This is a genomic window from Telluria sp. AZSoR62 (assembly GCF_058111565.1).
This window is the reverse complement of the sequence record NZ_JBYTST010000010.1, coordinates 127,408-139,904: the sequence shown is the minus strand read 5'-3', so window position 1 is coordinate 139,904 and position 12,497 is coordinate 127,408. Positions and strand designations below refer to the sequence as shown.

The 12,497-nt window shown below is 67.2% G+C and carries 13 protein-coding genes; 12 read left to right on the top strand and 1 reads right to left on the bottom strand.

The features are described 5' to 3' along the window. Nucleotides 1-2: 2 nt before the first annotated feature. Entirely contained in the window at nucleotides 3-1,037 is a 1,035-nt protein-coding gene (locus AC3XQU_RS16570; RefSeq protein WP_489875260.1) for a GGDEF domain-containing protein, read from the bottom strand. Between the two features lie 353 nt (nucleotides 1,038-1,390). On the opposite strand from AC3XQU_RS16570, the gene AC3XQU_RS16565 reads away from it, so the two are divergent. The 12 genes from AC3XQU_RS16565 to AC3XQU_RS16510 all read left to right on the top strand — a co-directional run bounded on the left by AC3XQU_RS16565 (nucleotide 1,391) and on the right by AC3XQU_RS16510 (nucleotide 12,481). Beyond that, nucleotides 1,391-1,603 (top strand): Flp family type IVb pilin, encoded by a 213-nt coding sequence (locus tag AC3XQU_RS16565; protein WP_489875259.1) that lies wholly within the window; start codon nucleotides 1,391-1,393, stop codon nucleotides 1,601-1,603. A 59-nt stretch (nucleotides 1,604-1,662) separates the two neighbouring features. Beyond that, nucleotides 1,663-2,184, top strand: a complete 522-nt coding sequence (locus tag AC3XQU_RS16560) for an A24 family peptidase (RefSeq protein ID WP_489875258.1) — start codon at nucleotides 1,663-1,665, stop codon at nucleotides 2,182-2,184. Nucleotides 2,185-2,295: 111 nt separating this feature from the next. After that, nucleotides 2,296-3,681 carry a DUF8689 domain-containing protein gene (locus AC3XQU_RS16555; RefSeq protein ID WP_489875257.1) on the top strand — a complete coding sequence of 462 codons (1,386 nt, stop codon included), beginning with the start codon at nucleotides 2,296-2,298 and terminating at the stop codon, nucleotides 3,679-3,681. Continuing rightward, nucleotides 3,678-4,523 (top strand): Flp pilus assembly protein CpaB, encoded by an 846-nt coding sequence (cpaB, locus tag AC3XQU_RS16550; protein ID WP_489875256.1) that lies wholly within the window; start codon nucleotides 3,678-3,680, stop codon nucleotides 4,521-4,523. The genes AC3XQU_RS16555 and cpaB overlap by 4 nt, the downstream gene beginning before the upstream one ends. Before the next feature lie 25 nt (nucleotides 4,524-4,548). After that, a complete protein-coding gene (locus tag AC3XQU_RS16545; RefSeq protein ID WP_489875255.1) occupies nucleotides 4,549-6,138 on the top strand; it encodes a type II and III secretion system protein family protein in 1,590 nt (529 codons plus the stop codon). A gap of 9 nt (nucleotides 6,139-6,147) precedes the next feature. Continuing rightward, entirely contained in the window at nucleotides 6,148-6,423 is a 276-nt protein-coding gene (locus tag AC3XQU_RS16540) for a hypothetical protein (protein WP_489875254.1), read from the top strand. Nucleotides 6,424-6,471: 48 nt separating this feature from the next. Further along, entirely contained in the window at nucleotides 6,472-7,647 is a 1,176-nt protein-coding gene (locus AC3XQU_RS16535; RefSeq protein ID WP_489875253.1) for a CpaE/TadZ family protein, read from the top strand. 29 nt (nucleotides 7,648-7,676) lie between these two features. Further along, nucleotides 7,677-9,023, top strand: a complete 1,347-nt coding sequence (locus tag AC3XQU_RS16530; protein ID WP_489875252.1) for a TadA family conjugal transfer-associated ATPase — start codon at nucleotides 7,677-7,679, stop codon at nucleotides 9,021-9,023. A 10-nt stretch (nucleotides 9,024-9,033) separates the two neighbouring features. Beyond that, complete coding sequence (locus tag AC3XQU_RS16525; protein WP_489875251.1) at nucleotides 9,034-10,011, top strand: type II secretion system F family protein; 978 nt, start codon at nucleotides 9,034-9,036, stop codon at nucleotides 10,009-10,011. A gap of 7 nt (nucleotides 10,012-10,018) precedes the next feature. Continuing rightward, complete coding sequence (locus tag AC3XQU_RS16520; protein ID WP_489875250.1) at nucleotides 10,019-10,960, top strand: type II secretion system F family protein; 942 nt, start codon at nucleotides 10,019-10,021, stop codon at nucleotides 10,958-10,960. 17 nt (nucleotides 10,961-10,977) lie between these two features. Then, nucleotides 10,978-12,066, top strand: coding sequence for a LytR C-terminal domain-containing protein (locus tag AC3XQU_RS16515; RefSeq protein WP_489875249.1), 1,089 nt, complete (start codon nucleotides 10,978-10,980; stop codon nucleotides 12,064-12,066). Nucleotides 12,067-12,157: 91 nt separating this feature from the next. After that, on the top strand, nucleotides 12,158-12,481 hold the full coding sequence (locus tag AC3XQU_RS16510) for a BON domain-containing protein (protein ID WP_489875248.1): 324 nt from the start codon (nucleotides 12,158-12,160) through the stop codon (nucleotides 12,479-12,481). Nucleotides 12,482-12,497: the final 16 nt, after the last annotated feature.

Genomic DNA, 12,497 nt, shown 5'->3' with positions numbered 1-12,497 from the left:
CGTCAGAAGAATTCGGCGGTGTCGTTGGTGGCGATGGTCTGCAGCAGGCCGCTGGCCACCAGCTCTTCGTAGTAGCAGGCGCGGTTGCGCCCATTGGCCTTGGCGAAATACAGCGCCTGGTCGGCGTGGCCGAGCGTGACCACCGGCGAATCGGCGGCGCGGATGCTGGTGAAGCCGACGCTGACCGTCACTCGTCCCACCTGCGGGAAGTCATGCGTCTCGACGTCGAGGCGGAAGCGGTCGATGATCTTGCGCGCATTGTCCAGCGTCGTGGAACGCAGCAGCACCACGAACTCCTCGCCACCGAAGCGGAATACCCGGTCCTGCGCGCGGAACGAGGATTGCAGCAGGTTGGCCACCAGGATCAGCACTTCGTCGCCGTACAAATGGCCGAAGCGGTCGTTCACGCTCTTGAAATGGTCGACGTCGACCACGGCCAGCCACTGCTTTTCCTCGGCCACGTGGTGGCGCCGTTCGGGCAAGCCCGGCACCACGGGTTCGGCATCGGGCGAGTGCAGCATGCGGGCCAGCTGGTCGTCGAAGGTCTTGCGGTTGAGCAGGCCGGTGAGCGAGTCGCGCTCGCTGTAGTCGAGCAAATTCTGGAAGTTGCGGTAGACGCTGACGATCCCGCTGATCATGTGGACCGTGTCGCTCGTGAACTCGCCCCGGTGCGTGATCTCGAGGCAGGCCGCGGCCTTGTCGCCGAACCAGATCGGCAGCCACAGCACGCGCAGGCCGGCGGGGTTGACACCTTCCGCACGCGAATCGTGATGATCGAGGCAGTGCGCCAGTTCGGGGAAGGCGAGGATCGGCTCGCCCGGGCTGCCGTCCTGCGCTTCTTCGGGGCAGGCGACGCCGCCGGCGCGGATGCAGGCGCGCGCCCGCACGAAGCGGTTCCCGCAGACCGCGGAAATCGCCAGCACCCGGGTTTGCAGCGCGCCCGACAATTCCTGGACAGCCGAAATCACCGAGATGTCGAGCATCGTGTGATCGCGGTGGCCAGTCATGTCCACCATGTGTCTCAGCAGGGAATCCATGTCGTTCACAGCACCAAAGTCACGCATAAGCACAGCTAGTCGATACCACGGGAAAGTGCCGCTTTTTTAAGCGCACAAGGGAGACAGCATATAACCTTTTTGTATTAGAGGCAACTATTCTTGACAATATTTGTCGGGCCGTCCGGGCAGCCCTTTGAAGAGCCCCACGGCGCTTGTCCGAGCACAAAAGCTGCAGTGCAAAACCATTTCCACATGGAAAACTTGCCCAACATCAACTTGCTACATGGAACTATTCGGTACAGTGAACTCACTGACAGACGCAACAGGAAACAGCAACAAGGACGGGGCCCCGTCTGCTGTCAGTAGTCCCTTTAACTACACAAGGAGTTGTCATGAGCACCATTACCTCCGCCATCAAAACTTTTATCGCCGATGAAAACGGTGTGACTGCCATCGAATATGGCCTGATCGCTGCGCTGGTCGGCGTTGCGATGGCGACGGTGGCCGGCCAGGTCGGCGGCAAAATCAAGCTCGCTTTCGAGACCATCCGAGACGCGTTCAGCACCCTGCCAGCCGCCCCCGCCGCCCCAGCTGCGGGCGCCTGATGGCTGACGCCCCCAGGCGCCTTGCGGCCCCTGGGGGCTTTTTTTTTCTGGAGCGGATCATGGTTGTGACCCTTTACCTCGACACCGTGCTGCTGCTGCTGGTCAGCGCCGCTGCAATCAACGATCTCGCCAGCCGCCGCATCCCGAATCTCCTGCTCTTGTGCGGCCTCGCGGCGGCACTGGTGCTGCATGCGCTGTCGCCGGATCCCGGCAAGGCATTGCTGTCCGCCCTTGGCGGCATGGTGACCGGCTTTCTGATGTTCATCCCCTTTTACCTGGTCCGCGGCATGGCTGCCGGGGACGTCAAGATGATGGCCACCATCGGGGCCTTCACCGGCCCCCTCGTGGGCCTCCAGATCGCCATCTTCGCCTGGTGCGCCGGCGGCATCATGGCGATCGGCATCATCATCCTCCGCGGCCGGCTGCGGCTGGCGCTGGGCAACCTGTGGGGAATCCTGCGGCCCGTGATGCTGCGGCTCCCGGCGACACCCGGCGCCGTGCGGGAAAGCGCCGGCACGATGCCCTACGGGGTGGCGATCGCGGCCGGCACGATCTACGTCCTGGTAGGCAATTACGCTTGATTTTGATGCTGAGTTCGCTTCCTTGCCGGAGGTCAAACGGGGGGAGGTAGCGATGGCTAGAATCAATTTAACAAATGTAAGAAATATCCGCACCGAGCAGGAGGTTTCCCCATGGAAGTATTAACAGCGACGACGACCGAGGGCCTCGACGCACGACCGGCGATCCTGCCGGACGGTGCTTGCGAGGCCGAGCTTGTGCCTGTCCTGCCGCGCCAGCCGCGCACGGTGCGCGATACCGGCCTGGAGCCGCGCTTCCTGACCGCGCTGGTCGTCAAGACCATGCATGCGGGCGGCAAGACGGCCCTGTCGATGCTCACTGGCCGCCTGCGGCTCTCGATCGGCGTGGCGCGCGAAGTGCTGCAGGCACTGGTGGCCGAACAGCAGGTCGAGGTGGCCTGGTGCGGCGATTCCGACATCGACGTGCATTACCAGCTGACCGCCTTCGGCCAGCGCGCCGCCACCGACTACCTGGTTGAGTCGCGCTATGTCGGTCCGGCCCCGGTCACGCTCGATGCCTACCGCATCATGGTTGCGCAGCAATCGCTGAGCCAGCCCGATGCCCAGCGCGTCACACCCGCGGCCCTGGCTGCGGCGCTGGCGGAAGACGGCATCGAACCGGCGGTGCGCGACCTGATCGGCGCGGCTTTGCATTCGAACCGCCCGCTGATGCTGTATGGCCCGTCCGGCAGCGGCAAGACGACGCTGGCGCGCAAGCTGGCGCGGCTGCGCCAGGACCCGATCGCGGTGCCCTACGCGGTGATGGTGAACCACGAGATCATGCAGGTGTACGACCCCAGCCTGCATCCGGCACCCCTGCTGCCGCGGGCTTTGGAAGAGCGCCGCAGCTGCGACGCGCGCTGGGCCCTGTGCCAGCGGCCGCTGGTGCACGCGGGCGCCGAGCTGGCGCGCGACATGCTGGAGCTGCGCATCGATGCCGCCAGCGGCGTGCTGCGCGCGCCGCCGCACCTGCTGGCCAACAATGGCTTGCTGGTGCTCGACGACGTCGGCCGCCAGCGCGTGCCGGCCGGCGAAGTGCTGCACCGCTGGCTCGGCGCCCTCGAATGCGGTGTCGACCACGTCGCGGTGCCGGGTGGGGCCACCCATGCGCTGCCCTTCGACGTGTCGCTGGTGCTGGCCACCAGCCTGGCGCCCGAGTCGGTGCTGGACGAATCCTGCCTGCGCCGCATCGGCTACCGGATTCCCGTGGGCCCGTTATCCGACACCGGCTACCGCACGCTGGTGCGGCGCCAGTGCCGGCTGCGCGGCGTCGAGCCGGACGAGGCGGCGATGGATTACCTGGTCAACGAGCTGCACCGCCGTACCCGCCGCCCCCTGCTGGCAGCCTGGCCGCACGAGCTGCTGGGCCGGATTGCCGATTTCGCCGGCTTTGCCGGCCACACCCCGCGTTTCGACGTGGACAGCGTGGCCCAGGCCTGGAGCAGCCTGTTCGGCGCCAAGGCGGCGCATGAATCAAGCAACCTGGGAGACGCCCAATGAAAAACAAGCGTGCCCTGATCGTGATGGCGCTCGCGATCCTGTTCGGCCTGGCCGCCGTGGTGCTGGCCTCGCGCTGGCTCCTGACCCAGCCTGCGTCCAGCGCCGGCCGCATCGTGGTGGCGGCGGCCGACATCAATATCGGGCAGCGCCTCACGCCCGAGATGCTCAAGCTGGTCGAGTGGCCGGCCCACAGCGTGCCGAAAGGCGCATTCGACGATCCGCAAAAACTCAGTGGCCGTGTGCTCAAGACCAGCCTCCTGCTGGGCGAGCCGCTGAGCGAGGCCAAGCTGGCGCCGGCCGGCACCCTGGGCGGCCTGTCGGCCCTGATCACCGAAGGCAAGCGCGCCATCACGGTGCGCGTGAACGACGTGATCGGCGTGGCGGGCTTCGCCCTGCCGGGCAACTACGTCGACATCATCGTCAGCACCGAGACCGAAACGCAGGCGCAATCCGGCACCGCCCGCCAACACAGCATTTCGAAGATCGTGCTCGAGCGGATCCTGGTGCTGGCCGTGGCGCAGGAAGTCAACCGCGACGAGACCAAGCCGAAGGTCGTCAATGCGGTCACGCTCGAAGTCACGCCCGAGCAGGCCGAGATGCTCGACCTGGCGCGCAGCGTCGGGACCTTGTCGCTGGCCCTGCGCAACCAGGTCGACCCGGCCGCGGCCCAGACCCTGGGCGCGACCAAGCAAAACCTCCTGCCTGCCGCCGCCGCGCCGATCAAGCCGGTAGCGCTGCCGGTGCCGGCGCCGCGGCCCAGGGTGCAGGCGCCGCGCCCGGCCCCGCAGCGCGATTGCGTGAAGGTCATCAACGGCCTGCACGCTTCCCAGGAATGCTTCTGACCCCTAGCGAACCCGGATGGATGCCATGAACAGACGCCTCAATTTTGCACAGCTCGCAGCCAGCCTGGCGCTGGCCGCCAGCGTGCCGGTCCACGCCGCCCCCGCACCAGCCAAGGCTGTAGCCGCAGCCCCGGCCAAACCCGGCGCACCGGCCGCCGCCAAGGCTGACGCCGCAGCTCCGGCCAGGGCGCCGGAAGCGCGTTCCCAGCCCGCCGCAGGTTGCCGTGGCGAGGCCGCGCGCCCCGCCAGCCTGGCGCTCCACATGGGCAAGTCGACCATGCTGCGCCTGCCCGAGCGGGTCGCCCACCGCAGCGTCGGCAATCCCGCCATCGTGCAGGCGATGCTGGTGGCGCCGGACACGCTGTATATCGCAGGCGTCGACGTGGGCACCACCAACATGATCGTCCAGGGCAAGAGCGGCTTGTGCAGCGTGGTTGACATCGTGGTCGCGATGGACCCGGCCGCGCTGCAGGCCACGCTCGCCGCCGCTATGCCCGAGGAGAAGGACATCCGCGTGATGTCGGCCGCTGATTCGCTGATATTGACCGGCACCGTGAGCGACGCCGGCGCCATCGCGCGCGCACTGGAGCTGGCCGGCGCCTACGTGCGGCGTCCGCTGCGCCAGCTGACGGTCGCGGAAAACGAGAACGGCAGCGTGGTGGGCCTCGGCGGCAACGGCGGCGCCGCAGGTGGCGGGGCCGCCGCCACCGCGCGCGTGGTCAACCTCCTCAATGTCAGCGCGCCGCAGCAGGTGCAGCTCGAGGTGAAGATCGCCGAGGTGTCCAAGACCCTGCTCGAACGGCTCGAAGCCGATACCGCATTCCGCTTCGGTTCGGGCAGCTGGACCACGACCCTGGTGTCGAACTTCCTGACCGGGCGGGCCCAGGGCGGTTTATCGAACGTCAAGTCGAACGGCAACCGGCTGGGCGTGGATGCCGACAAGCAGGACAGCCTGGTCCGCGTGCTGGCCGAGCCGAACGTGCTGGCCATCAGCGGCCAGGAAGGCACCTTCCTCGCGGGCGGCAAGTTCTTCATCCCGGTTGCCCAGGACGACAAGAAGATCGTCCTCGAGGAAAAGGAATTCGGCGTCGGCCTGCGCTTCACTCCGACCGTACTGGCCGGCGGCCGCATCAACCTGAAGGTGGCGCCGGAAGTGTCCGAATTGTCGCGCGAGGGCGTCGGCGTGTCGGCCGCCGGCATTTCCGGCACTGCAATCCTGCCCTTGATTACCACGCGCCGCGCCAGCACCACGGTGCAGCTGTACGACGGCCAGAGCTTCGCCATCGGTGGGCTGATCAGGAATAACCTGGTGGCCAACCTGAAAGGCCTGCCGATGCTGGGCGAGGTCCCGGTGCTCGGCGCGCTGTTCCGCAGTACCGACTACCAGCAGGACCGCACCGAGCTGGTGTTCGTGATCACGGCGCGGCTGGTCAAGCCGATGCCGGGCGCCAGCTACTCGCTGCCTACCGACAAGGTCGGCATCCCGTCGCGTGCCGGCGTACTGCTCGGCGGGAAGCTCGAAGGCAAGGCGCCGGACGCGACCACCGCTGCCGTATCCACCCCATCGGCCGCCCAGCCCGCCGCGCACACCGCCGGCGGCTTCGAACTCAAATAGGAGCTTATCGTGACGACGACCCGACTCGCTGCACTGGTGCTGCTGGGCGCCTGCCTGCAGGGCTGCGTGCAGACGACGCCGCAGTGGGACCAGCAGTTCGGCAAGGCCACGCGCCACAACCTGGCCGCCCAGGTGATTGACCCGGCTGCCTCGGCCAAGCAGCATCCTGCCACCGGCATCGACGGCCGCGCGGCCAAGGGCGCGCACGACCGCTACCAGCGCAGCTTCGCGCAGCCCGAAGCGCAGGCGCCGACGCTGGTCATCAACGCCGGCGGCGCGCGATGAACGCATCCCTCCAATCCTGATCCGAATGTGCTTGCTACGAGGCCCGCCATGAAAGCGCTACTCATCAGCCGCGACAGCCAGCTTTACGCGGAAATCGCCTCCCAGGGCGCTGCGCGCGTGCCGCCGCTGAACCTCGGCGCCATTCGCGCCAGCATGCGCGAGGCGCTCGACCGGCCCGAGGCCGACAGTCCGCAGCTGGTCATCGTCGATGCCACCGATACCGAGCCGTCCGAAGTTGCGCTGCTCGAGCGCCTTGGGCGCCAGTATCCCGAAGCGCACCTGATGCTGCTGACCGACCAGAACCAGCCCGAGCTCCTGATCCGCGCCATGCGCGCAGGCGTACGCGAGGTGCTGCAGCTGCCCCTGGTGCACCGCGCCTTCCACGAGTCGATGGACCGCATCTCGACCGCCGCCGGCGTCTCGGCCCTGCGCGACGGCAAGGTGCTCGCCTTCATCGCCTGCAAGGGCGGCAGCGGCGCCACCTTCATCTCGACCAATTTCGGCTATGCGCTGGCCACGCTGGCGGCCAAGAAGGTGCTCTTGATCGACCTGCACGGCCAGTTTGGCGACGCCGCGCTGTATGTCTCGGACCAGAAGCCGACCATGACCCTGTCGGACGTGTGCGCGCAGATCGCCCGTATCGACGGTCCCTTCCTGGAAAACTGCGTGGTGCACGTCACGCCCGGCTTTGGCGTATTGGCCGCAGCCGACGATCCGGGCCATGCCAAGGAAGCCAAGCCCGAACACATCGACACCATCCTGCGCGTGGCGCGCCAGCACTACGATTACGTGCTGCTCGACGTCGGGCGCCAGATCGACGCGGTATCGCTGCGCGCGCTCGACGTCACCGACACCATCTATCCGGTGCTGCAGCTGGCGCTTCCCGACATCCGCGATGCGCGCCGGTTGCTCGATATCTTCCGCTCGCTCGGCTATGTGCTCGACAACATCCGCCTGATCGTGAACCGCTACGAAAAGGGCGGCAAGCTGCGCCTGCAGGACCTGCACGGGGCGCTTGGCTGCGAAGTCGTGCATACCTTCCCCAATGATTACGTCGCCGTCACCGATTCGGTCAACCAGGGCGTGCCGGTGCTGCAGCTGTCGCGCTCGAGCGCCGCCGCGCGCAGCCTGGCCGACATGGTCGAACTCGTGACCACCCGCCGCGTCCAGGAAAGCAAGGGCCTGTTCGACCGCCTGTTCGGGCGCGGCGATTCCGACGACTGAACGCAACCACGGACACCACGGAGCATCCCATGTCCTTACGAGAACGTCTTTCGACCACCGCCCCGGAACGCCAGTCCGGCGCCGTCCTTCCGGACACGTCCAACCAGGCTTACCAGGAGCTCAAGAAGTCGATGCACCAGATGATTCTGGACCGCATCGACCTGGAGCGCCTGAAACGCCTGACGGCCGAGCAGTTCAAGCACGAGCTGGCGCTGCTGATCCAGCGCATCATCGAGGAAGAACGCATCGTGCTGAACCAGCACGAGCGCCACAACCTGGTGCTCGACATCCAGCACGAGATGCTCGGCTTCGGCCCGCTCGAGCCGCTGTTGAACGACCCGACCGTCTCGGACATCCTTGTCAACACGTCCAGCAAGGTCTATGTCGAGCGGCGCGGCCGGCTCGAACTGACCGACATCACCTTCCACGACAACGCCCACCTGATGAAGATCATCGAAAAGATCGTCTCGCGCATGGGCCGGCGGGTGGACGAGTCGAGCCCGATGGTCGATGCGCGCCTGCCGGACGGCTCGCGCGTCAACGCGATCATTCCGCCGCTGGCAGTCGATGGGCCGCTGCTGTCGATCCGCCGCTTCGGCAACACGCCGCTGTCGGTGCAAAACCTGCTCGACTATAAAAGCCTGACCGAGCCGATGATCCACGTGCTGCAGTGCCTGGGCGCGGCCAAGGTCAACATCCTGATCTCGGGCGGCACCGGCAGCGGCAAGACCACGCTGCTGAACCTCATCTCGGGTTTCATCCCGGCCAGCGAGCGCGTGGTCACGATCGAAGACGCCGCCGAGCTGCAGCTGCGCCAGCCGCACGTGGTGCGCCTGGAGACGCGCCCGCCCAACATCGAAGGCAAGGGCGAGGTGACCCAGCGCGCGCTGGTGCGCAATGCGCTGCGCATGCGCCCCGACCGCATCATCCTGGGCGAGGTGCGCGGCGCCGAGGCGCTCGACATGCTGCAGGCGATGAACACCGGCCACGAAGGCTCGCTGGCGACGATCCACTCGAACACCCCGCGCGATGCGCTGTCGCGGCTGGAGAACATGGTCAGCATGGCCGGCGTGAACCTGACCGCGCGTGCGATCCGCCAGCAGATCGTGTCGGCGGTGACGGTGGTGGTGCAGGCTTCGCGCCTGACCGACGGCACGCGCAAGGTGGTCAGCCTGCAGGAAATCACGGGCATGGAAGGCGAAATCATCTCGATGCAGGAGATTTTCCGCTTCGAGCAGAGCGGCGTCGGTACCGACGGCAAGGTACTGGGCCGCTTCAGCGCCACCGGCGTACGGCCGCGCTTTGCCGACCGCCTGAAGATGTACGGCGTCCCGGTGCCGGACAACGCCTTCGATCCGGACCGGACGTTCGATTAAGGGAGGACGCATGGACGCGGTGTTCTATGCTTTTGCGGTATTCCTGTTCGCGGCGGTGATCCTCGCGATCGAAGCGAGCTACCTGTGGTGGGTGGGCACCTATGGCGCGGCGGCGCGCCGGGTGGCCCGCCGGCTGCAGCTCATGTCCGGCTCCGCGGGGCGCAGCGGCGAGCGGATCTCGATCCTCAAGCAGCGGCCCTACAGCCGCAATGCCACCTTCGACCGGCTGCTGCACGGCTTCCCGCCGGCGCAGCGAATCGACGTGCTACTGGTGCAGGCCGGCTCGCGCGCCACCGTCGGGCGCTTCCTGACCTGGTCGTTCGGCTGCATGGCCATGCTCGTGCTGCTGTCGCTCGGCTGGCCCCTGCCGGCGCCGGCGCGTGTCTTCGTGGCGGTACTCGGGCTGGCCATTCCCTGGTTCCTGGTGCGCCGTGCGCGCCAGCGGCGCCTGATCCGGATCGAGCAGCAGCTGCCCGAGGCGGCCGACTTCATCGCCCGCGCCCTGCGCGCCGGCCACTCGTTCACCAACGTGCTGCAGATCGTCGGCACCGAGCTGCCCGAGCCGCTCAGCGGCGAATTCCGCATCGCCCGCGAGGAAATCAACTACGGCGTGCCGATGAACGAAGCGCTGCACGGCATGGCCGCACGGATCCCGCTGACCGACCTGCGCTACCTGATCATCGCGGTGCTGATCCAGCGCGAGTCCGGCGGCAACCTGGCCGAAATCCTGGGCAACATCAGCCAGATCATCCGTGCCCGCCTGAAGCTGGTGGCGCACGTGCGCGTGCTGTCGGCGGAAGGGCGGATGTCTGCCTGGATCCTCGGCCTGCTGCCCTTCGGGGTGATGGCCATGATGACGATCTCGAGCCCGCAGTACGTCAGCATGCTCTGGACCGACCCGCAAGGCGTGCGCATGCTCTGGTATGGCCTGGGCATGATCGCCTTCGGCGTCGTCTGGCTGCGCAAGATCATCCGTATCCGCATCTGAGGTTAACATGACGTCATCCCAGCTGACCTTCCTGCTCCTCGTCCTGTGTGTCGTTTGCGGCCTGGCCTGGCTCGGCGTGGTGTTGTTCGCGCCGCTGGCCCTGCGCGAGCGCCTGAGCCGCTTCCTCGGCAGCGCGGCCCCCGGCCAGCTCGATGCGGGCGGCGGCTGGATCGAACGCGTGGCCATCGTCGCCAAGCCGCTGACCAAGCTCTCGATCCCCGACGAAGGCTGGGAAAAATCGACCCTGCGCACCCGCTTCATGAAAGCGGGCTGGCGCAATCCCGCTGCGCCGACCCTGTACTTCGCCTCGAAGACAGGGCTGGCGCTGCTGCTGCCCGCCCTGTCGGCGCCCTTTGCCTTCATCTACGGCAGCACGATGCCCAGCGGCCACCTGCTGGCGCTGCTGCTGGCGGCTGCCTCGCTTGGCTACTACCTGCCGAACATCGTGCTGGGGAGGATCGTGGCCCGTCGCAGCCGCGAGATTTTCGAGACCGTCCCCGATGCACTCGACCTGCTGACGGTCTGCGTCGAAGCCGGCTTGAGCCTGGAGCGGGCCATGGTCAAGGTGGCCAGCGAAATCCACATCAAGAGCGCCGTGCTGGCGCAGGAACTGCAGCTCGTGCTGATGGAGATGCGGGCCGGTTTCACCAAGGAGAAGGCGCTGCGCAATTTCGCACTGCGCTCGGGCGTCGAGGACGTCGACACCCTGGTGGCGATGCTGATCCAGTCCGAGCGCTTCGGCACCAGCGTGGGCGACGCGCTGCGCGTGCACTCCGATAACCTGCGCCACAAGCGGCGCGTGATGGCCGAGGAATGCGCGGCCAAGATCGGCCTGAAGTTGCTGTTTCCCCTGATTTTCTGTATTTTCCCGACGCTGCTGATGGTGCTGCTCGGTCCCGCCGCGATGCAGATCGGGCGCGCCCTGGGCGCCCTGCCTGGCGCGCAATGAGTACGAAGGAGCCTGCGATGCGAATCCCTATCTTGTTCACCCGCCTGACGCTGCTGTGCGCCGCCTGCAGCCTGCTCGCCTGCGCGCCGATTTCCGGACGGAGCAGCCTCGCCGTGGCCATCTCGCCTGCCGACCAGGACTACCTGGCCGGCCGCAACCACCACCTGGCGCGCCGCTACGACGAAGCGCGCGCGGCCTACCAGGCGGTGCTGAGGGTCTCGCCCCAGCATGTCGATGCCCGCAACGGCCTGGCCACCCTGCATGCCGAGCAGCGCGAATTCGGCGCCGCGATCGCGTCGTGGCGCACGCTGACCGAGTCGCTGACGCTGGCCTCCGGTCCCGGCAAGGCGTATTTGTTCAGCAACCTGGGCCATGCCTACTTCCTCAACGGTGACTACGACCAGGCGCTCGTGACGCTCGAAAAAGCCTGCCTGCTCGACCCGTTGAACCACCGCTCCTGGCAGCTGCTGGGCGAAACCCTGCGCAAGCTCGGCCAGGAAGAGCGTGCCCAGCAGATGCTGAGCCAGGCCGATGCCTTGCGTAGCCACGATTTCCAGAAGGACTACGCCGCCACCGGCAGCCAGAGCAGCGTTGCGGCCATCGACCGTGCCGTCAAGTCGCCCACCCGGGAAGAGCCGGGCTGGGGCCAGACGCACCTGCACGTGGGCGCCAACGGCATGCTCGAATTGCGGCGCAGCCCGGCGCCGCTACCGCTGCCCGGACCCGCGCCTGTACCGGCACCAGCGGCGCCGGGCAGCCGCGCCCCGGTCGCGGTTGAAATACGCAACGGCAATGGTGTGCAGGGGATGGCGCGCATGCTGGCGCGCCAGCTCGGCGGCACCGAATGGAAAGTGACACGCCTGTCGAACGCACAGGGCTTCGGCGTGCCCGCCACCCGCATCGAGTACGAAGCGGCCGACCGCGCGCTGGCCGAGCGGCTCGCGGCCCGCTTCGGCGCCGTCTCTCTGCAAGAGGTGGCGAACTGCGCGCCCGCGGGCCTGCGCGTGGTGATCGGGCGCGATATCGCACGCCGCGGCTTTGCCCTGAAGCCGCCCGCGCCGGCTGAAGAATCTGCGCCGGTGCTGGCCGCGAACGGGCCTGGTTAAAAAAGGTCCGATTGCACGTTTGCTCAGCATCAAACCCGGGAAGGCGGCGCCCGAGAGAATGAGTTGATTCGACTTCTCTCGGGAGCCTGCCATGAACCTTTCCTACCGCCTCTATTTCATCCTCGCCGGCCTCATGCTTGCCGCGCTCACCGCCTGCGCGCCGACCAGCACGCGCCAGGGCACCGGCGAATACATCGACGACGCCGTCATCACCAGCCGCGTCAAGGCGGCCTTCGCTGCCGACCCGGCAGTCAAGGCCACCGAAGTGCAGGTCGAGACCTTCAAGGGCACGGTGCAGCTCAGCGGCTTCATCGAGTCGGCCGAGAGCGCCGTCAAGGCAGCGCAGATTGCGCGTGCCGTACCGGGCGTGAAAGAAGTGCGCAACGCCATGGTGCCCAAGGATACGCGCCGCTAACGACGCGTATCGGGCA